The following is a 20,819-nucleotide window of genomic DNA, read 5'->3' on the forward strand; positions in this document are numbered from 1 at the left end:
TTAGCTGCCTTTGTTGACGATTTTTTCTACAGCGTCGGCCACATGTTCAATAGTTTCCAAATCAGGAAGAATATTAAGCGGCAGGATAATGTCGAATTCGTCTTCGATCTCGGCGACTAGGTCCATCACAGTCAGGCTATCAAGCTCAAGGTTTGATGCAAATGTGGTTTTTGGAGAAAGCTCAATCCCTTTTTTGTTGAGGGGAGCAATAAGCTGGTAGATTGTTTCTAGTGTTTGGGCGTTAGCCATATATCCGCGTGCCTTCTATTATGAGGTTACGTTGTCTTTAGTCGTCTTATATCGGTAGAAAGCTTTTCATAAAAGCCCGTTTTTTTTGTACCAGTCAATAGTGTTGCTTAACCCAGCTTTAAGATCAAAGTGTGGCTTCCACAATTTAAGCTTTGGTAGCAGCTGTTGTCTTACTGTCCAATCAGGATGGCACAAATAGCGTGCGGTGGAAAGTGTGAGCATGGCAGGGCGGTGGATTGCGTTTGCCATCATGCCGTTGATGACGCCTACTGTGCCGAGGATGGCAAAGGGTAACGAAAATACTTTTGGTGTTTTTTTACCATCAAAAGTTAGAGCCTCTGCCACATCTTTAAGCTGGTACCCGCGTGATTTCCCATCATCTATTTCCAAAATTTGGGCTCTGTGCGGTTCTTCAATCAGTGCAACGATTGCGGCGGCCAAGTCAGCTGCATGAATCATGGAAAATCGGTTATTTTTATTGCCAGGTGCCGGTAAAATACCAAACTTTGTTGCCTTTAAAAGCTTGAGTATTTCTTTGTCGCCTGGGCCGTATATGGCTGGTGGTCGTAAAATAGTCCAAGAAAAAGGCCATTTTCGTGCTGTTAATAACAATTCAGTGCCAGCTTTGCTCGCACCGTAATGGGATAACCGTGGTTCTCGTGCCGCGAGGCTGGAAATATGAATAACCTGCTTTATGTTTTGTGCGGCTGCACAGTCAAAGAGCGACAGGCTTCCTGCGACATTCACATCAAAAAAGGCATCACGGTTTAAGGCTTTGGTGAGGCCCGCCAGATGGATAAGGACATCCGCACCTTCGCAGAGGTTAAGGAGGCTTTCCTGTTCTGACAGTGCACCGTGAACCCATTCGACATTGGGAGTACTGGGTTGGCGCTTGCGGGTAAGGGCTTTTATCTGATAGCCCGCGGTAACCAAGGCATTAAGCACATGACCACCCAGAAAGCCGGTAGCGCCGGTCAGTGCGATAACTTGACCAGTTGGACTGCCTTTTTCTGATGGCATGTTAACTGGCCACGGCTTGCAGGTTTCCTGCTAGGTACTGGATTCTAGCTTTCGTCCTACTTAGTTTTCCTGATGAGGTTCTGGGTAGTGATTTGGGAGAAACAAGTTCAATAAGGCAGTTTACGCCCGTGGAGTTTTGCACCTGACGTTTCATTTCTTCCACAAGTTTAGCGCGGTCTGCCGGATCAGAAAGCCTGCACTGTGCCAGTATGAGCGGCACTTCTTCAGCATTATCACCCGGAATGGAAATAGCGGCAACATCACCTGTTTTAACACCGTCAATTTGCTCTGCTGCCCATTCAATATCTTGTGGCCAATGGTTTTTACCATTCACAATGATCATGTCTTTAGCTCGGCCGACAATGAAAATATCACCGTTTTTCATGTAGCCCATGTCGCCAGTGTCTAGCCAGCCTTCTGGGCTAAGCACGGCACGTGTTGTCTCTGGGTCATTGAAATATTCCCGCATAACAGACGTGCCGCGCAAATGCACACGGCCTACTTGACCAGTTGGTAATGCGTGATCATCTTCGTTGCGGATTTCAATCTCATATTCAGGTAGTGGTGTACCACAGTTGACAACTTCACGGACACGGCTACCTGCAACGCCGTTAACAAGCACATGGCGGTCACCCGTTAAAAGGGCTTCTTCAACAAGGTCGATCTCAATGCCTTTGCCAACTTTACCAAAGCTAACACCAAGGGTGCATTCCGCAAGGCCGTAGCTCGGGAGAAAAGCTTTGTCGGAAAAGCCAATTGCCTCGAAAGTTTCATGGAACTTCCGCATAACATCAGGGCGGATCATTTCAGCACCAATGCCTGCAATACGAACGCTTGACAGGTCCAAGCCTTCCATCGCAGTTGTTCGCATTGCTGCACGGCGTGTGCATATATCAAAGCCGAATGTAGGGCTATATGTCAGAGTGCCCTTATTTGCTGTAATGACCCGTAACCAACTTAAGGGGCGACGCGCAAATTCTTCTGTTGGTATAAAGTCAACAGATACCTGACAGGTGATTGTTGTAAGAAGTGTGCCAACAAGACCCATATCATGGTAAAAGGGTAGCCATGAAACACAGCGGTCACTCTCGATAAGCTCTACGCCGTATTTACCCATACCGTGGGTATTGGATAGCAAAGACCTATGCGTAACAGCGACACCGTGTGGGAACCGTGTACTGCCAGAAGAATACTGCAAATAGGCAAGGTCATCAGGCGAAGGGTATAGAAGTTCTGCGCCGTCTTCAGCTTGCATATAGTCTTCCATAGAGCCGCTAAACACCAGATTCAGACCACTGGTAGCTTCAGCAATAATGTCGGCCATAAAGTCAGGCGCCATTATGCCATTTGCTGCACAGCTCTCCATTTGCATTTGCAACTGAGATACATAACCCTCTTTGCCACCAAAAGATGTTGGTAAAGGGAGGGGGACAGGCAGCACGCTTGCGTACTGGCAGCCCATGAAAAAGCACACAAAGTTTGCACTGGTTTCTGCGATTAAGGCAATCCTGTCGCCCTTCTTGAATCCAAGGCCAACAAGCTTTTTGCCAATGGCGATAGCGCGATCACGTGCTTCTTTCCAAGAAAGGACTTCGACAACGTCGCCCTTTGCATTGAAGAAATTTGCACCGCGTTTACCCTGTGCGGCATACTCGATGGCGTCAACAAGTGTATCAAAATCCGAAAACCGCCGAGGTAGCCCTGGATCGTGTGTAGGTGTAACTACAGTCATTGCGTCCGCTTCAACCATATTTGTCCCAGTACTTATTATAGAGTAGCCGGACCTTATAAAAACAACAACCCTAAGCCCACACATTAAAAGTGTAGGCTTTGCATTCTTTAAACTAGGCGTATCATACACTAAAGACTATAAATCGCTTGCATCGATTATACATAGCCTGTTCAGTTATACGTTAAAACGCCTGAATATTACGGCTGGATTACCGTTTGTTGCCAAATTTCGCAAGAGAATTTTGGTATATTCATTATATAAGTTGATTGATTAAGCATGGATTGCGGCTAAAAAATGACACTTGAAGTCCCTTATTTTACACATGAAGAGATTATGCAATTAAGGCAGGATACACAAGGAGCTGGAGGGCGTGTGCATCTGGATAATTGTGGCTCATCCCTTATGCCTAAACCGGTTATTACAGCTCAAATTGCCCAATTGAACCTAGAGGCGCAATTCGGTGGATATGTGGCGCAAGAGCAACAGTTGGGCGCACTGGAATCTGTTTATGCGAGTATATCGACTTTAATAGAGTGTTCTGTTGATGATGTTGCATTAACGACAAGCGCCGTGGATGCATGGACAAAAGCATTTTATAGTATTCCCATGAGTGCGGGTGATACGGTGATCACATCGCCGGGCGAGTATTGCAGTAATTATGTTGCTTTTTTGCATCGTCAAAAAAACGATGGCATCAAAATTCGTGTCGCAGAAGCAACAGTGGATGGGGGTGTTAATATTGATCATTTGGAGAGCCTGATTGATGAGAGCACGAAACTTATAAGTTTGACCCATATTCCTTCATCAAGCGGGGCTATATTGCCTGCTTATGAAGTTGGCGCTATTGCGCGACAGCATAATGTTTTATTTTTACTCGATACCTGTCAGTCTATTGGCCAAATACCTGTGAACGTTAAAGATATTGGCTGTGATATTGCGACAGCAACGGGCCGCAAGTTTTTAAGAGGACCGCGAGGTGTAGGCTTTTTATACATGAACAGCCGTGCACGAGAGGGTATGAACCCTGTTGTTATGACAAACCAAGGTGCAGCATGGGATAGCCACAACACCTATAAATTGAGGTCTGATGCCAGAGTTTTTGAAGCTTGGGAACGCAGTGCGGTAAATATTTTAGGCCTTGGGGCTGCTGTTGAATATATGCAGAGCCTTGGGGTGAATAGAACGACAGGGCAAACCTTGCATCTGGGTCGTAGTTTGCGTCAACAGCTTAGGGGTATTAAAGGCGTCAGGATTGAATGCCCAAGTGCTGCTGAAGCAGCTATTATTACATTTAATAAAACCGGCTATACGGCTGCAGAAATCAAGAAGCATATGGAACAACAGAATATAGCGGTACAGATTGCCAGTGTTGTGCATACAAGGCTGGACCTTGAAGCGCGAGGGATTGATAGCGCTGTGCGTGTGTCACCACATTATTATAATAATCAAGATGATTATGACCGTTTCTTGACTGTTCTTGAGGATATGTAGTGGAGCAAAAGCCTGCAAAAAAAGTAACGGAGGGCTACCTTGAGCGTGCCGCTCTGCATTATTTGGGGCGTTTCAGTAGCACAGAGGCAAACCTAAAGGCGGTTTTGGCTCGTAAAGTGCGCAGGCGCAACGAAGACAGCGCCCCGCCATCACCTGAGCAGATGCAATGGATTGTAGCGGTTGCCGCTAAATGCGTGCGTTTGGGGTATGTGGATGACAATTTTTATGCTCGCCAACGTTTCAGAGGGCTGCAATTAAAGGGGAAACCACTTCGCATGATAGCGCAGGATTTGCACTACAAAGGTGTGCCTGCACATATTGTAAAGGCTGTCTTGGATGAAGCACAGAAAGAGGAGGGGGTGAACCCAGATATGGCAGCAGCGGCATGCTATGCAAGACGGCGCCGTTTTGGCCCCTTTCGCCGCCCAGACACCCCACCGGAAAAAATTGAGAAAGAGAAGGCAGCCATGATGCGCGCTGGTTTCCCGTATGCGCTTATTAAACAGGTTATGGATAGTAGCGTTGATGATTTGTTAGCTCTTATTCCGTAAACCGGTATTGGTTTAGGGCTTCTGGTGTATCTAGGTCAATTAGAATACCTTGATCAATAACAGGAACTTCAGCGATGGTGTCTTCATGGTTTAGAATGATACTTCTTCCACCTATATCAGCGTTCAACAGCGCAAGTTCATGAAATTGGCTTTGGCGCCATAAAACAGGATTGCCACGTTTACCCTTATATGTTGGTATAAAAATATCTTTGCTGGCTGTTTTGTGAGCCGCTATTAAAAGCGCTTTATAGGTGCTTTCTTTTACAAAAGGCATATCTGCGAGGCATATAAATACGAGGCTTATGTACGGTGGTAGGGCTTTAATACCTGCCGCAATACTTGTGCCTATACCATCTTTATAGGTATGATTTTTTATAATGTGCACATCGGCAGGTGTAAGGCTTTCTAAGGGGCTTTCCATATGGCCTGTTACAATATAAATATGGGAAATTATCGATGCTCTAACCCCATCAAGTGTTGTTTCAAGAACGGTTTTGCCGTTTTGTTTAGCTAGCAGTTTATTCTGTGTGCCTGAGCGAGAAGAGAGACCTGCCGCAAGAATAAGGGCTGCCGCCGTCTTATTTGGCATCTGTGCCTCGTTTAACTGCTATTATTTCAGCCATAATAGAAACTGCTATTTCCTGTGGGCTTTTTGCCCCGATATTCAAACCAACTGGGCCGTGAATGCGGGCTAGGCTAGTGTCGGGTATTTCTTGAGCTTTAAGCCGTGATATGCGTGTGGCCTGTGTTTTTTTGCTGCCAAGTGAGCCAATATAAAAAACATTGCTTTCCAGCGCCATTATGAGGGCGGCATCATCAATTTTGGGGTCATGGGTTAAGGTTACAAGCGCGCATTCACTGTCTAGAGGGTTGGCGCTAAAATATTCATCTGGCCAGTCACAGACAACTGTCACGCCGCCGTAGCCGTGGTTTTCCGTAAACATACCACGTGGGTCAATGACGGTAACATCAAAACCACATTGCCCAGCGAGTGGTGCCAGTGTTTCAGCAATGTGTACTGCGCCAGTGATATAAAGCCTTTGCTTGGGACTTAGGGTTAAGTCAATATGGGTGTCTGTTTCTGTCACCGCAGATTCTGCTACATTGGAAAGGCAAACTGCATCACCGCTTTGCTTGATTAAGCGTAAGGTGCACTTTTCGCGTGCTGTACCTGTTTTATGTAAGCTCTCTTCTATAGCGGCAATATTATCGGCGCGAAGTGAAAACAGAATTATCCTTATCTCACCGCCGCAGGCGAGCCCGACTTGCCAAGCTTCATCTGGGCCCACTTTGTAATTCAGCGTTTTACAGTAAGATGCGGTGCTATCCGCAAGTGTCGATGAAAGAGCTTGTGCTTCTGCAATAACGGCACCTTCTACACAGCCGCCAGATACAGAGCCTGAAAAATGACCGTGTTCATGAACCACCATAAGGCTGCCCGTTTGCCGGGGGGCAGAGCCCCATGTTTTGGCAACCACGGCGAGGATAACGCGGGACCCTTCTGTAAGCCACTTTTTAGCGATTCTTAGTTCTTCATTCATAGGTTTACCGTCTTCAAGTTGATGTGCGGCCACCCTAGTGGCAGAAATAGGGGGCTGCAAGCAGATCAGTTGACTTATTTAATAGGACAGTTTTTTTATGTACTGATTTTATCCAGTTTGCCTTGATTTGCCGTATTTGCATCAGTACAAGCATATCCTATAGTGCCTAGTGTTGGCTAATAAGTTATGAGGGAATTCATATGTCGCTTTTTGCGAAGCCTGCAGGGAGAAACTTCCTTGGCAATTCTGCAGAATGGTACAAGATGACCATTCTGGGATTTTTAATCTTAAACCCAATTTTATATTTTTATGTAGACCCTTACGCTGCAGGGTGGGTTTTAATCCTTGAGTTTATTTTTACGCTTGCGATGGCCTTGAAATGTTATCCTTTGCAGCCTGGGGGCCTTTTGGCGCTTGAGGCTGTCTTTATAGGGATGACATCTCCGGCAACCGTAAAGCACGAAATCGAAGCCGGTCTTGAAGTTATCCTTCTGCTGGTTTTTATGGTGGCTGGTATTTATTTCATGAAAAACCTGCTGCTATTTGTGTTCACAAAGCTTCTGGTGAACGTTCGTAGCAAGATTGCGCTTTCGCTTCTCTTCTCATTTGCTGCTGCGTTTTTGTCTGCTTTTCTGGATGCGTTGACAGTAACCGCTGTAGTGATTTCAATTTCTGTTGGCTTTTACTCGATCTACCACAAAGTGGCTTCGGGTAAAGATTTTCACCACGATCATGACCATCTGGATGACGGAAAACTGGAAAAGCTAAACGAGGAAGACCTTGATGGCTTTCGTGCTTTCCTAAGAAGTCTGATGATGCATGCTGCGGTGGGTACGGCACTAGGTGGTGTTATGACAATTGTGGGCGAACCTCAAAACCTCATGATCGGTGAGCGTGCACATTGGCAGTTTATTGAGTTTTTCTTGCGTATGTCGCCCGTAACGATACCTGTTTTCTTCACAGGGTTACTGGTTTGCGTATTTGTTGAAGTGACAGGCTTGTTTGGCTACGGCGGGAAAATACCGCCAAAGGTTCTGAATATTTTGAAAGATTATGACATCTATCAAACTAAGCGCAGAACAGCCTCTGATAATGCTGCGTTGATCGCACAGGGTATTGTGGGAATATGGCTTATTATTGGCTTGATGTTCCATTTGGCACCTGTTGGTCTGATCGGCCTTTCTGTGATTGTTTTAACAACAGCATTCACGGGTATTACAGAAGAACACCAGATTGGTCACGCTTTTGAAGAGGCATTGCCTTTCACCGCACTTCTTGTGGTGTTTTTTGCTGTTGTAGGCGTTATCAATGACTTGGCTTTGTTCAAGCCAATCATTGATTTTGTTCTCAGCCTTGAAGGCCATAACCAGATTACTGCCTTCTATGTTGCGAATGGTGTGTTATCCGCTATTTCAGATAATGTTTTTGTGGCAACCGTTTATATTAGCGAAGTAGCAAAAGCACTTATCGCCGGTGTTGAGAATGGCGGCATTGACCGGGATACGTTTGATTTGATGGCTGTTGCTATTAATACCGGAACAAATATTCCGTCGGTTGCAACACCTAATGGTCAGGCTGCATTCCTATTTTTACTGACATCAGCGTTAGCGCCCCTTATTCGCCTTAGCTATATGCGTATGGTGGTTATGGCGCTGCCCTACACGATAGCAATGTCTATTGTAGGCTACATAGCTGTTGCTGTTTGGCTCGTGCCTGTTACCCAGCATATGTACGATACTGGGTTGATTACACACCACTCCCAGAAGGATATCAGTGATATCATGGGGCCAAGCCATTAAAAAACTCCCCCTAAACAAAGGGTTGGACAATAGGCACCCGCAACGAAAATAGTTGCGGGTGTTTCTTTTTGGTATTAGCATCGCTTTGTTAACGACTGTTAATGTGTAAAAGGGGGTATGGTATGGACAGCAATTCGTTTGCTAGTCCGGAAGCTAGCACCGAAGAACTGGGTGATATGCTTACCGGAAAGGTGAAGTGGTTTGATGCTGTCAAGGGGTACGGCTTTATTGTACCAGACGATGGCGACGGAGACGTTCTGCTGCATTTTTCAGTGCTACGTGAGATAGGCAGGCGGTCAGTCCCTGAAGGTACAACGGTTGTTTGTAATGCAGTTGGTCGTGACCGGGGCAGGCAGGCTACACGGGTACAATCCCTTGATCTTTCTACGGCAGTAGCACCTGAAGATATCGGCCGGTCTTCTTTCTCACATCCAGGTATGGATGTTGAGGTGTCGAGTGATTTTGAAGATGTTCAGGTTAAATGGTTTAACCGAACCAAAGGGTATGGCTTTGTGTCCCGAGGTGAGGGAATGCAAGATATCTTTGTTCACATAGAGACCTTAAGGCGAGCGGGTCTTACTGATCTTGAGCCGTCTCAGCATGTGCGTGTACGCATTGGAACGGGCGAACGTGGCCCACTTGTTGCGCAGATAGCACTGCCTGGCGACGCTTAAAGTATGCGAACTATAATTTTTCATAAGATTGCAGTAATAGCGCTGCTGATTTGGGCTGGCTCCTCTTCTGCTGCGGCGCTCTCGGAGAGTGCAAGTTCGCTGACAATTGAAACAGCTAATCAGCATGAAGTGCATCACTTTACTGTTGAGCTTGCACTTTCGAATAGCCAACGCATACAAGGATTGATGTATCGAACCGAGTTAGGCTCTGATCAGGGCATGCTTTTTATTTTCCCTGATACAGACATGCGTAGTTTCTGGATGCGTAATACTTTGATTCCTCTTGATATTATTTTTCTGAAATCGGATGGCACTATTATCAATATTATTGAAAATGCTGAGCCAGAGACAGAAACGCCACGGCGATCGGAAGCACCAGCAAAAGCGGTTCTTGAAATTGCAGGGGGGCACTCTGCTAAACTTGGGCTGTCTGCAGGCGATATTGTGCGGCATGTGTTGCTTGGTAACCTTATTAAGGGTAAGGACAGCCAGTGACGGCACGTAGGGCTACACCAGCAATGATAGTAGAGGCTAATCCACCTGCTGGCTTTGAGCCGATTCTGTCAAACTCTGAGTTTGGATGGTTAAATGGCCCAATGTTTGAAAAAAGCGATGAAGCTGGTTGGCGTCGAGGATTCCGAGTAACCCAAAAACATGCCAATGTTGGGGGTAATTGTCATGGTGGTATGATCATGACGTTTGCGGACATTGTTGCATCCCGGGCTGTTATGGATGTTGGCGACCCTCCTTTTGTAACAGTGCGTCTGGTGACTGATTTTGTGCATGCTGCTTTTATTGGTGACTGGCTAGAGGGCGAAGCTCGAGCGGAAATGTGCGACGAGGGACTCGTCGCCATTCAGGGAATGGTGCGCTGCGAAGGCCGTGAAATTGCCTCGATAAGTGGCTTATTTAAGCTCATGCGTAAAAGAGCCTAAAATAAAAGGGTTTGCGGGTTTGTTGTTGAGCCTTCGTTTTAGAGCGGTTTAAAACTTTTTTGCGCTTTTATGTCATTTTTCTCTTGCGTCAGAGAGGCCCTATAACTATATCGATCAGCGCGTCGGGGAGTGGCGCAGCCTGGTAGCGCACCTGTTTTGGGTACAGGGGGTCGCAAGTTCGAATCTTGTCTCCCCGACCATGATTCAAAAACAGAGATGACTAATCGTTTCATCCTGTTTTATTTTGGCCCCTGTTTGCTACCCAAGTTTTCAGAATATTTTCTTTTAATATTGAACACTCTTTAAAAAGATGATTTCTGACTTTTCTTTGTGTGCAACCTGCTATAGGGTGCCGCTCGTTCCATATAAGAAGGCCCCGTAGCTCAACTGGATAGAGCACCTGACTTCTAATCAGACGGTTGCAGGTTCGAGTCCTGCCGGGGTCACCACCTAGTTATATTTTATATTTATATTCATCCGGTATTAACTTGTTGTTTGCAAGAATAGGCGGTTATGATTTGTGCTGGCTATATGGTGCAAATGTCATACATTTATTAGTAAGTGGCAATAACCAACGGAATACATCCTTATGCTGACAACAGGGTATGAACAAACTGTACAAACGGTATCTTACGGTCCAACAGGCAACGATGACGTTGATGCCTTGCTATATGGCCGGTCTTATGCCCCAGATGAGGATGGTCACTACACCCTGAGTTTTAGCTTCCCTTCAGCAGATAGCTTATATTCATCGTCGCCCATAAGGGGGTACGGTGAAAGTGATGCAGAACCCTATTATAACCTAACGGGTGTTTCTGCCTATACCCAAAGCTTGTTTGTCGGCATTACCGAGCAGATTGAAGCCTTTACCAACCTTGACCTCGTTGAAGTGGAAGATGAGGGGGAACTTGCTGGTACGATAAGGTTGGCATGGACAAGTGAGCCAGACGAGGAATCTGTTGCATGGGCTTATTTGCCTGGGAACAACTATGTTTCCAGTGATATCTGGCTTCAGGCCGACAATAGCGATGAAGACGACATTGATTTTGCACACACCCTTTTGCATGAACTTGGTCATGCACTTGGCTTGAAGCACTCTTTTGAAGAAGATGGTGATTTTCCAGCTATTAGTAGCGAATATGAGGGTGTGGATTATACGGTAATGAGCTATGATGTCTCCGGGCGTTTTCCTGAGGCTCAATGGGCTGATTTGTGGCCGCAAACTTACATGTATTTTGACATATTGGCCCTGCAGGCAGCCTACGGGGTTGATACGGTCACCACAGCCAGCGCCGACACTTATGACTTTAGCCTTTCAGAACGCTATTACATGACCGTGTGGGACTATAGTGGGACGGATAGCTTCGGGGTAAGTAGTGGTTCAACCGATGTGTATTTGAACCTTACACCGGGTTCATGGAGCAATGTTGGGACTACCATAGAATACTGGGATGGTTCAGGTTATTTCTACGATAGCCAGACTGTTTATATTGCAGATGATACCGTAATTGAACAGGCATACGGCGCGAGCGGCGATGATACTCTTCAGGGTAATGATGTAGCAAATTTACTCATTGGCAATGCTGGGGATGATATTCTTTCGGGTGGAGCAGGTGATGATGTTCTGCGCGGTAATGCTGGCGATGATATTTCATATGGTGGGGCCGGGGATGATGCAGTATGGGCAGGAACCGGCGATGCTGGTGATGATTTTGGGTCGGGCGGCGCCGGGAATGACACACTCGGCGGTGGGGCAGGTGATGATTTCCTGATAGGTGGTGGTTTTGATGACGGCAATAGTGAGCATTATGCGGGTGCTTCATCGTCATCAACTGATGATGGCAGCGACGATATTTTTGGTGGTGACGGTAATGATACGCTGATTGGTGGTGGCTGGGATGACAGCGCCGTTAATGATAACGGCATATTTAATGCTGGTGAGGAAATAACTTCAGGCACAGGGCAGGATGCCATCTGGGCAGGTGCGGGTGATGATCTTGTATATGGTGCAGCGGGCAGTGATGCCCTTGGCGGTGGCTTGGGTAATGATACCCTTTACGCAGCAGGTGGTAACGATACTCTATACGGCGGTAAACAGGATGGACGAGATAGTGTAGACGGCGGTAGTGGGAATGATGAAATTTATACTGGTGCCGGTAATGATACAATTTCCGGTGGTTCCGGTAACGATAATCTATTCTCTGGTGCTGGTAACGACACTGTAGACGGTGGTAGTGGTAACGATACCCTTTGGGGCGGTGGTGGCAACGACCGCTTCACGGGAGGAGCCGGGGCAGATACCTTTATCTTTGAGGCTGGTCACGGCGACGATATTATCACAGACTTTAGTGAAGCTAGCGATATTTTGGATCTGTCATCAACGGTAACAGACTTTATCAATGCTGCAGATGTGCAGGCGGCGGCAACAAACAGCGGCAGTAATGTGGTTATTGACCTTGGCGGCGGCGATAGCCTCACCCTTTATGGGTTTTCAGTAAGTGATCTGGACGGTATTACTTATGTTTTATGATTGAGTATAATAATATCAAAGCCTTGAAAAGCCTCAGTTTACTGGGGCTTTTTTGTGCCTACATGATAAATTAATCTTACTTACACACAACTGTAACACTTTGAGCGTCTTTGAGGGCCATCGCAGCGAATGCGGTGAACGAAAAATCATACGCTCAGAGAGACATCATGCCCTTATATAAATTTACAAAATCATTACGTCGATCCATTCTGGCAACAGCTAGTACGGGCGCTATTCTTTTAACTGGTGCTGCAAATGCAGCAGACCTATCTGGTCGTGTATCAGATACGGCGGATTCGTTAGCGCTGGAAGGTGCTCTGGTGCGCATTCAGGAGTTGAACCGTCGCACATCAACCGCAGCAGACGGTAGCTTCTATTTTAGTGGCATTCCGGCTGGCGATTACACTGTTATTATCAACTATATTGGTTCAGACCCAATTACGCGCACAGTTACAGTGACAGAAGCCGGCGCAAGGCTTGATGTTGCATACGGCGCGCACGCAGATGTTGATGAAATTATTGTCGTGAAAGGTCTTCGTGGATCACTAAATAGCTCGCTGTCAAAACAGCGCGCAGCAGACAATGTTTCGAACTTTTTGTCGGCTGACTCTGCAGGTAACTTCCCAGACCAAAACGTATCAGAGGCTGTACGCCGAATTGTTGGCCTTTCAGTAGAGAATGACCAAGGCGAAGGTCGCTATGTTGTTATTCGGGGCCTTGACCCGAACCTTAGCAGCTCATCTGTTGGCGGTGTGCGCTTGCCATCACCTGAGGGCGGCGACCGTAAAGTGGCTCTTGATGTAATACCTTCAGAGCTTTTGGAAACCGTAGAAGTTACCAAATCATTGACGCCAGATATGGATGCCGATGCCATTGGTGGTAACGTAGATATTAAAACCCTTTCTGGTTTTGACCGTGATGGGCTTTTTGTAAAAGCAAAAATTGAGGGCGGCTATAACAGGCAGCAGGAAGAGTGGAGCCCCAAAGTAGGCCTCACTATTGCGAACAAGTTTAGTGACAAGTTTGCTGTTGCGGGTTCTATTAGTTACTATGACCGTAAATTTGGTACCGATAATAAAGAAATTGATGGCGGTTGGATTGACGAAGATGATGAAGATCAGGAAATCAATGGCCTGATCCCTGAAGAGTTGGAACTGCGTGATTATGTTGTGGAGCGTAAGCGTTTTGGGGCTGCTTTAAACCTTGATTACCGCCCATCAGATAGTACGGATCTTTATCTGCGTACACTTTATTCCGATTTTAAAGATTCAGAGCTTCGTAACCGTATGGAGATGAAGTTTGATGAAGGCGAGTTTGACCTTGATCGTTCGGATGTTGATGGTGGTTACGTATATGTTGATGGTATCGAAGCCGACCGCGACCTGAAAGATCGTATAGAGACACAGAAAATACTTTCTATTTCTGGTGGCGGCGAAACTCGGTTTGATAGCTTCACAGCAACATATTCTATCAGCTATGCAAAAGCACAAGAAGCTGAGCCTGACAGGTTAGATACTTCTTTCGCGGGAGAAGACTTCAATAGTGGTGTTGATTTCACGAACCTGTTGTTCCCCCGTTCAATATTCAAAAATTCTGATGACTTGGCTGCTTTGCAAGACCTGTCAAACTATGAAGTCGATTCTTTTGAATATTCTGACAATATTACAGAAGATGAGCAGATCGCTTTCAAGCTGGATATTGCAAAGGATATGTACTGGGGTGATAACCCTGTTTTGATCAAGTGGGGTGCGAAGGCGCGTCTCCGCGATAAATTCCGTGATAATACCTTTTTGGCGTACGATGGTGATTTGGGTGATGTAACACTTAATGATTTCTCTACTGCGATTGACTACCCAATTGACCTTGCTCTTGGTAATGGTGGTATAGACGGCGTTGCTCTGCGCGACTATTACGCGGCTAACCGGTCTTCTTTCGAGTTAAACGAACTGGACACACTTATAGGTTCCAAAGCTGTTGATTATGATGCTGAGGAAGATATTTATGCATCTTATATCATGGGCCGCATAGACATGGGGGGACTACGGATTACTGGTGGTGTTCGCTATGAATATACAGACTTTAAAACAACCAGTAACTTTGTTCAGGTTGGCGAAGTGGTTGTTGTGGATGGTAACGGCGATCCGGTACTTGATGGTGACGGTGACCCGGAAACGGATGATATATCAAGTGTAACGGAAGTATCTGGCGCACAAGATTACAGTCACTGGCTACCAAGTTTGAACCTGCGCTATGAAGCAAGGGAAGATTTGGTTCTGCGGGCAGCATACTTCCGTTCGGTTGTTCGCCCTAATATCGATGATGTTGTACCAACTGGCGAGATCGAGTTTGAAGAAGAACTGGACGGCGGTGAAATTGTACGCACAACCGAAGGCACTATCGGTAACGAAAATCTTGTACCGATGACAGCTCATAACTTTGATGTGAGTGTTGAATGGTATCCAAATAACGATGCGGTACTGTCTGTTGGGGCTTTTTATAAAGATATCAGTAATTTTGTTATCGATCGCACGGTTGAGGATGTGACAGTAAACGGTGTGTTCTTTAACGAAGTTGTGCGCCCATATAACGGCGATAAAGCCACGATCAAAGGGATAGAAGTTAACTATCAGCAAGCCCTTACATTCCTGCCGGGGCTTCTGAATGGTTTGATTGTCGGCGTGAACTATACTTACGTAGATAGCAATGCCACTGTTGATCTGGGTGACGAAATCCGTGAGATTGCGCTCCCTAAAACATCAAAACACGTTGCTAATCTTGTGCTAGGCTATGAAAAGGGCCCTATTACCCTTCGTGCAGCAATGACATACCGTGATGCATATCTTGATGAACTAAATGCAGCTGGTTTTGGTGATAGGTATGCCCTAAGCCATACACAGTGGGACTTCTCTGCTTCATACGACATTCTTGAAAACGTGAAGCTGTACGGTGAAGTTTCAAACGCAAATGATGAGCCGTTCCGCGCAGTACACCGTACTGAAGATGGTGATTATCTTATGCAGCATGAGCAGTATGACTGGACTGCTAACATGGGTGTGAAAGTTAAGTTCTAGTATTGGACAATTACTGAAAAAGAAAGGCCGGGGTTTCCCGGCCTTTTGTTTACGTGGTTATTAAACCTATTTTCCCATGCGGGTTAAAATTATATCGGCTTCGTCCATAAGCCTGTTCATGCGGGCAATAAGGGCATTGTAGGGAGCAGGGGTTGCCAGATCAACACCGGCCTCTTTCAGCATGTCATAGGGGTATTTGGAACCACCTGCTTTTAAAACATTTAGGTAGTCATTTTTGGCGCTTTGATCGCCTGCGAGCATACGCTCGGCAAAAAGTGTTCCGCCCGATAGGCTGGTCGCATACTGGTAGACATAAAAATTATAATAGAAATGCGGTATGTAAGCCCATTCGATGGCATAGGCTGGGTCTATGGTCATAACCCCTTGGTCGTGACCGTGGTATTTTTTTAAAAGATCAAGATAGAGTGTGGTCATTTTTGCACCGGAGAGAGGCTCTCCGGCTTCTGCCATTTCATGAATTTTAAGCTCAAATTCTGCAAACATCGTTTGCCTGAAAAAAGTGCCGCGATAGCTCTCAAGAGCCCGGTCAATGTAATAAAGGCGCTCTGCATCACTTAAGTTTTTGGAAAGCATATATTCCTGAAGAAGTACTTCATTTGTGGTGGAAGCAAGCTCTGCGGTAAAGATGGTGTAGCCGTATGTTTCGTATGGGTTGTTTTCTTTTGATAAAAGAGAATGTACGGCATGCCCCCATTCATGGGAAAAGGTTGAAACATCTTCAAAACCCTTGTTGAAGTTCAAAAGAACGTAAGGGTGTACATCGTAAGCAGCACCTTGCATATATGCGCCCGAGCGTTTTCCTGACTGCGGGTACAGATGCATCCAGTTACCCGTAAAACCTTGTTGCATAAGGCTGAGATATTTCTCACCGAAGGGCTTAAGCGAGGCTAAAGTTAGTGCTTTGGCATCCTCGACAGTGAACTCCCGTGCAAGCTGTGTGGTTTCTGGGTAAGTATCATAATATTGTAAGTCTTTTATACCCATCATCCGGCCGCGAAGTTTCAGGTAACGGTGCATAGATGCAAGATTGTCATTGGCTGCGGATACCAGTGTTTTATATACTTTAACGGGGATATTGCCGCTTGAGACTGCGCGTTCAAGGCTGGATGAATAGTGCCGTGAGCGTGCTTCGAATATATGTGACTTTACAAGGGTATCAAGCGTTTGCCCAAGCGGCGCTTCGTAGGTTTTCCAGCTGCTCCAGAATGTATCAAAAACTTTTTTACGGTCTTCTCTGTTCTGTGTAGCGCGGTATTTTGAATAAGTTGCTTGATCAAGGGTAACATGAGTTCCGTTTGTGAGTGTAATTTCTGGCCAAGGGATACCTGCTGTTGTCAGGAGGGAGTATATACGTTGCGGCCCGGCTGTGACTTCTGCAGCGTTGGCGAGGATGTTTTCGGCTTCGGTGCCGAGTGTATGCTCTGCATTTCTGAGTGTATCTCGTAAGTTAAAGGCGTGTTTTTTTAGCCCTGCTTCAGCTTTTACAAAGCTTTCTATTTTGTCTCGTCCAATCGCAAGTATTTCGGGGGCCATATAGGCTGTGGTTTGGTTAAACTTTGCCAAAACAGCCCGAGCCATACTTAGTCTTTCCTGTCCTTCGGCAAGGCGGAGGTTTTCATCCGCACCAAGTGACGCATATGTAAATATTCTTGCAGCGCTTTTTTGAATAGCTGATATTTCATCAAGGGCACTTAAAAGGGCTGGGGGGCTATCTCCTAAATGCCCCTTGAACCGTGCTAGTTTTTCTATTGCCTGATGGATGCTTTCACGCGCTGCGTTCCATGCCTCTATTGTTGGGTAAAGCTCTGTCAGGTCCCATGTTTTTTGGTTTTTTTCCTGAGCATTTACAGGGTTTATGAAAGGTACATTCGCTATTGTTAGGGCCAAGAAGACGGCAAGCCCCATTTTTTTTGCAGATGAAGGGCTAGATGTTAAAGTTATATTCATGAATTACACCTTTATATAGGGAGGCTTTGATCGACCCTAGACTAGGCCGTGAATGAAATTAATCAACAAGGATTAGCCGTTGCTGTTGGCATTTTAAGGAGTGTGAGCTCCCTATTGGTATAAGAGAAAAAAGCTCATTGAAATGTGAAGGGTATTCATAATAAAAGTGTTGGGCTAAACGACTATGAGTTAGTGTATCTCAATTCAAATATATCTGTTATGTATCTTGAATGGAATGATCAGAAGTCTATAGCGGGAGAATCTTTTGCGTTTCAATGTCTTAGGGGTGTCTTTAGCTCTGGTTGCAAGTTTTTGTATGGCAAAAGCTAATGCTGAAGATTTATCTGTCGCAGTTGTTGATGGTAGCAAAAATGCTGTTGTGGGCGCGATTGTGTCGTTGATGCCAGTGTCTGATACCATTGTTTTACCAAAAACAGAAAAGACGGCTTCCATCAAACAGCAGAATGTTATGTTCTCGCCTTTTATTTTGCCAGTGCAGACCGGTACTTTGGTTACATTTCCGAATATGGATAAGATCAGACATCACGTTTATTCTTTTTCATCCGCAAAAACTTTTGAATTGAAGCTTTACGGCCAAGACGAAACACAGCAGGTGTTGTTTGATAAAAAAGGTGTCGCTGCTCTTGGATGCAATATTCATGATAACATGCTTGCCTATATTTATGTGACAGATGACCCTCTTTTCCGTGTTGCAGATCAAAGCGGCAAAGCTAGTTTTAGTGATTTACCTGTCGGTGATTATGAAATTCATATTTGGCACCCTGATCAGCAAAAATCGATGGAAGGCTATGCGCATGCAATTAGCCTACCGGAAGGTGGTGCCAAAGCACTTGAACTTGTGTTTGAGATGAAGTCTCGCAGACACACACAGCAGCAACCAGTAGAAAACGAATATTAAAATGCCTTCATTCAAGTTTCAGACGAGACTTACAATTGTATATTTAGCGCTATTTTTATTGGTGCAGGGCATAATTGTTTTATCGTTTTACACTACGGTAACACGGAATGTGCAAGATCAGGTACAAGGGCAGCTTGCTGCCTCGGCCCGTGTTTTTGAAAGTGTTGTCGATTCAAGGGTAAAGGAACTTGCTAGTCGAGCATTGATTTTGGCTCAGGATTTTGGTTTTCGTCAAGCGGTTGGGACAGAGGATCAGCCAACCATCAAATCCGCACTATTAAACTTGGGTAAAAGAATTGGAGCGGATCTCGCTCTGGCTTATGATCCTGATGGTAATGTTATTGCATCAGCTGCAGGCGCGTTGCCACGGTCTTTTGCTGGGTTAATTTTAGGGCTTGAAAATCAGAGGTCAAAAGACACGACTGTTGCTCGAATCATTGCCATGAATGGTAAATTGTACGAAATTGTTGTTGTACCTGTTTTTGCGCCAGATTTACTTGCCTGGATTGTTTTGGGTAAAGAAATGAACAGAACTGTGGCACAGGAAATTAAATCATTGTCGCCGATTGAGCTGGATATTGCCTTCCTATTCGAAAATGGCAGTGGGGATTATGAGCCAGCGGCCTCTACATCAAATGCGGATATGGTACGGTCTTTTTTGCGGGAGGCTATAACACCTGAAACGGTAAACCCGACTTTTAAAACATATCTTGCAGGTGAAAACTATATGCTCTGGCATATCGGTTTTGACAGAGCTTACAAAGATGCAGCTGATAATAGCCAGGCGGGGGCTTTGCTTTACTTTTCAATGGATAAGGCAATGCAGCCTTATATGTCACTAGCGCTTGCACTTTTAGGTGTCTTGGCTCTCGGGCTTATTATTCTGGTGATGGGGAGTGTCGTTATTTCCAGAGGGGTTACCAGACCTCTGCGCCAGCTTGCGAGTGCGGCAAACCGCATTGCTAAAGGTGATTATCAGGAAGTAAAAGCCCCGACCAAAGGTGATGAAATCGCTGACCTGACATCCAGTTTCAATCGAATGGTTGATGCGGTTCGTGATCGGGAAGATAGAATTGTATATCAAGCCTATCATGACACTGAAACAGGGTTGTTTAACAGAAACCAGTTTGAACGTACCTTGCAAGAACACATTGATAAAAAAGGGAAGTTTTGTGTCGTGATTGCAGAAGTACAGCATGTTGCTGAACTTCGAAGTGTTTTAGATCACACCCATATAAATGAACTTTTGAAGGGTATTGGCACCCGTATTGCGCAGGTTACTAATATTGAAGTAGCAAGGTTATCATCGGACTCATTTGTTTTTCTCCTTGATGATATGAACCGCGCTGAGGTTGTTGCATCGCTCATTATTAATTCTTTCATGACCCCCTTTGAGGTTACGGATATTGTGGTGGATGCAAGCGTTAAGCTTGGCCTGTCAAAGTTTCCCAATGATAGTACTGATTCTATGAAGCTCATGCAGGCGGCTAGCTCTGCGCTGGATCAGGGGCGGACTGCAACAAAAGGCTATGCTTGGTTTGTTGCGTCTACTGGTGATGCTTACAAGCAGCGTTTGTCCCTTATGAGTGAGCTGCGAGAGGCATTGAAATCCGGAGATGTATCTTTTTCCTATCAACCTAAACTTGACCTTGGTTTAGGTAAGGTGAATGCAGTTGAAGCACTTGTGCGCTGGAATAGTTCAACGCGTGGATTTGTGCCACCGGATGATTTCATTCCGTTTGCAGAAAGAACAGGCGATATCAAGCATTTGACAGAATGGGGCCTCAGGAAAGCTGTGTCACAGTGTGCACAGTGGCGTAGTAAAGGCCTCCATCTGGCCGTTGCGGTTAATCTGTCTACAAATGACCTGATGAATATGAATTTGCCGGGGCAAATATTAGCCTTACTACGCGATTTTAATGTGCCGGCTTCCCTGTTAAAACTTGAAGTGACTGAAAGTGCGGTGATGCATGATATGGCACGCGCGCTTGAGGTTTTAAATATGCTGAGCGCCATGGGTTTGACACTATCTATTGATGATTATGGTACAGGGTATTCTTCCCTGAGCTATTTAAAGCGATTACCTGTGAGTGAAATTAAGATTGATAAATCTTTTGTTATGAAGCTTGCCGAAAATGAGGAAGACCAGATCCTTGTAAGGTCTACTATCGAACTGGGCCACAACCTAGGCCTAAAGGTGACAGCTGAAGGGGTTGAGGACGAAAAAAGTGCCAAAATGCTGAAAGAGTATGGCTGCGATACCTTGCAAGGTTATTTTATTAGCCGGCCTCTACCAGCGCCAGACTTGGAGGCATTTCTAGCCGATAAAGGGTACTAAA

16 protein-coding genes and 2 tRNA genes are annotated in these 20,819 nt (G+C 45.6%); 12 read left to right on the forward strand and 6 right to left on the reverse strand.

Going from position 1 to position 20,819, the window contains the following annotated elements; genetic code table 11:
• From ICL80_RS09160 to ICL80_RS09170, 3 genes are all read right to left on the reverse strand, one after another.
• A complete protein-coding gene (locus ICL80_RS09160; protein ID WP_194211596.1) occupies positions 1–249 on the reverse strand; it encodes an acyl carrier protein in 249 nt (82 codons plus the stop codon).
• A 66-nt stretch (positions 250–315) separates the two neighbouring features.
• Positions 316–1,269, reverse strand: coding sequence for an NAD-dependent epimerase/dehydratase family protein (locus ICL80_RS09165; protein WP_194211598.1), 954 nt, complete (start codon positions 1,267–1,269; stop codon positions 316–318).
• A gap of 1 nt (position 1,270) precedes the next feature.
• Positions 1,271–3,019, reverse strand: coding sequence for a fatty acyl-AMP ligase (locus ICL80_RS09170; protein ID WP_194211599.1), 1,749 nt, complete (start codon positions 3,017–3,019; stop codon positions 1,271–1,273).
• Between the two features lie 276 nt (positions 3,020–3,295).
• On the opposite strand from ICL80_RS09170, the gene ICL80_RS09175 reads away from it, so the two are divergent.
• Together ICL80_RS09175 and ICL80_RS09180 are read left to right on the forward strand one after the other, a co-directional pair.
• Positions 3,296–4,492, forward strand: a complete 1,197-nt coding sequence (locus tag ICL80_RS09175; RefSeq protein ID WP_194211601.1) for an aminotransferase class V-fold PLP-dependent enzyme — start codon at positions 3,296–3,298, stop codon at positions 4,490–4,492.
• Positions 4,492–5,043: a regulatory protein RecX gene (locus tag ICL80_RS09180; RefSeq protein WP_194211603.1), complete on the forward strand. Its 552-nt coding sequence runs from the start codon at positions 4,492–4,494 to the stop codon at positions 5,041–5,043. The genes ICL80_RS09175 and ICL80_RS09180 overlap by 1 nt, the downstream gene beginning before the upstream one ends.
• Here ICL80_RS09180 and ICL80_RS09185 read toward each other — a convergent pair.
• On the reverse strand, positions 5,033–5,632 hold the full coding sequence (locus ICL80_RS09185) for a nucleotidyltransferase family protein (protein WP_194211605.1): 600 nt from the start codon (positions 5,630–5,632) through the stop codon (positions 5,033–5,035). The two genes, ICL80_RS09180 and ICL80_RS09185, sit on opposite strands and share 11 nt — an antisense overlap.
• Positions 5,622–6,584 (reverse strand): XdhC family protein, encoded by a 963-nt coding sequence (locus ICL80_RS09190; RefSeq protein WP_194211608.1) that lies wholly within the window; start codon positions 6,582–6,584, stop codon positions 5,622–5,624. The genes ICL80_RS09185 and ICL80_RS09190 overlap by 11 nt, the downstream gene beginning before the upstream one ends.
• Before the next feature lie 200 nt (positions 6,585–6,784).
• Here ICL80_RS09190 and nhaB point away from each other — a divergent pair, with 200 nt between their 5' ends.
• The 8 genes from nhaB (at position 6,785) to ICL80_RS09230 (ending at position 15,593) form a co-directional block, all read left to right on the forward strand.
• Positions 6,785–8,383: a sodium/proton antiporter NhaB gene (nhaB, locus tag ICL80_RS09195; protein WP_194211618.1), complete on the forward strand. Its 1,599-nt coding sequence runs from the start codon at positions 6,785–6,787 to the stop codon at positions 8,381–8,383.
• Between the two features lie 122 nt (positions 8,384–8,505).
• On the forward strand, positions 8,506–9,057 hold the full coding sequence (locus ICL80_RS09200) for a cold-shock protein (protein WP_228073373.1): 552 nt from the start codon (positions 8,506–8,508) through the stop codon (positions 9,055–9,057).
• 3 nt (positions 9,058–9,060) lie between these two features.
• Positions 9,061–9,552 (forward strand): DUF192 domain-containing protein, encoded by a 492-nt coding sequence (locus ICL80_RS09205; protein ID WP_194211620.1) that lies wholly within the window; start codon positions 9,061–9,063, stop codon positions 9,550–9,552.
• Entirely contained in the window at positions 9,549–9,992 is a 444-nt protein-coding gene (locus ICL80_RS09210) for a PaaI family thioesterase (RefSeq protein WP_194211622.1), read from the forward strand. Before ICL80_RS09205 ends, ICL80_RS09210 begins: the two co-directional genes overlap by 4 nt.
• A gap of 123 nt (positions 9,993–10,115) precedes the next feature.
• A tRNA-Pro gene (locus tag ICL80_RS09215) sits at positions 10,116–10,192 on the forward strand.
• 172 nt (positions 10,193–10,364) lie between these two features.
• Positions 10,365–10,441: transfer RNA gene (locus tag ICL80_RS09220), tRNA-Arg, on the forward strand.
• 140 nt (positions 10,442–10,581) lie between these two features.
• Entirely contained in the window at positions 10,582–12,522 is a 1,941-nt protein-coding gene (locus tag ICL80_RS09225; RefSeq protein WP_194211624.1) for a M10 family metallopeptidase, read from the forward strand.
• Positions 12,523–12,689: 167 nt separating this feature from the next.
• Positions 12,690–15,593 carry a TonB-dependent receptor gene (locus ICL80_RS09230; RefSeq protein ID WP_194211626.1) on the forward strand — a complete coding sequence of 968 codons (2,904 nt, stop codon included), beginning with the start codon at positions 12,690–12,692 and terminating at the stop codon, positions 15,591–15,593.
• 66 nt (positions 15,594–15,659) lie between these two features.
• Here the strand turns inward: ICL80_RS09230 and pepF are convergent, their stop codons facing one another.
• Positions 15,660–17,561 carry an oligoendopeptidase F gene (pepF, locus tag ICL80_RS09235; RefSeq protein ID WP_228073375.1) on the reverse strand — a complete coding sequence of 634 codons (1,902 nt, stop codon included), beginning with the start codon at positions 17,559–17,561 and terminating at the stop codon, positions 15,660–15,662.
• 265 nt (positions 17,562–17,826) lie between these two features.
• Between pepF and ICL80_RS09240 the strand changes: the two genes are divergently transcribed.
• The gene (locus ICL80_RS09240) at positions 17,827–18,480 is read left to right on the forward strand and encodes a cupredoxin domain-containing protein (RefSeq protein WP_194211628.1); all 654 of its coding nucleotides are present in this window, start codon (positions 17,827–17,829) and stop codon (positions 18,478–18,480) included.
• Positions 18,481–18,589: 109 nt separating this feature from the next.
• Positions 18,590–20,818, forward strand: a complete 2,229-nt coding sequence (locus ICL80_RS09245; protein ID WP_194211630.1) for a bifunctional diguanylate cyclase/phosphodiesterase — start codon at positions 18,590–18,592, stop codon at positions 20,816–20,818.
• Position 20,819: the final 1 nt, after the last annotated feature.

It is taken from the genome of Kordiimonas pumila (assembly GCF_015240255.1).
In the GTDB taxonomy this organism is placed as follows: Bacteria; Pseudomonadota; Alphaproteobacteria; order Sphingomonadales; family Kordiimonadaceae; genus Kordiimonas; species Kordiimonas pumila.

Coding starts and splice junctions, on each gene's coding strand:
- ICL80_RS09160 (WP_194211596.1), bottom strand. CDS start 249: ATGGCTAACGCCCAAACACTAGAAACAATCTACCAGCTTATTGCTCCC.
- ICL80_RS09165 (WP_194211598.1), bottom strand. CDS start 1,269: ATGCCATCAGAAAAAGGCAGTCCAACTGGTCAAGTTATCGCACTGACC.
- ICL80_RS09170 (WP_194211599.1), bottom strand. CDS start 3,019: ATGGTTGAAGCGGACGCAATGACTGTAGTTACACCTACACACGATCCA.
- ICL80_RS09175 (WP_194211601.1), top strand. CDS start 3,296: ATGACACTTGAAGTCCCTTATTTTACACATGAAGAGATTATGCAATTA.
- ICL80_RS09185 (WP_194211605.1), bottom strand. CDS start 5,632: ATGCCAAATAAGACGGCGGCAGCCCTTATTCTTGCGGCAGGTCTCTCT.
- ICL80_RS09190 (WP_194211608.1), bottom strand. CDS start 6,584: ATGAATGAAGAACTAAGAATCGCTAAAAAGTGGCTTACAGAAGGGTCC.
- nhaB (WP_194211618.1), top strand. CDS start 6,785: ATGTCGCTTTTTGCGAAGCCTGCAGGGAGAAACTTCCTTGGCAATTCT.
- ICL80_RS09200 (WP_228073373.1), top strand. CDS start 8,506: ATGGACAGCAATTCGTTTGCTAGTCCGGAAGCTAGCACCGAAGAACTG.
- ICL80_RS09205 (WP_194211620.1), top strand. CDS start 9,061: ATGCGAACTATAATTTTTCATAAGATTGCAGTAATAGCGCTGCTGATT.
- ICL80_RS09225 (WP_194211624.1), top strand. CDS start 10,582: ATGCTGACAACAGGGTATGAACAAACTGTACAAACGGTATCTTACGGT.
- ICL80_RS09230 (WP_194211626.1), top strand. CDS start 12,690: ATGCCCTTATATAAATTTACAAAATCATTACGTCGATCCATTCTGGCA.
- pepF (WP_228073375.1), bottom strand. CDS start 17,561: ATGAATATAACTTTAACATCTAGCCCTTCATCTGCAAAAAAAATGGGG.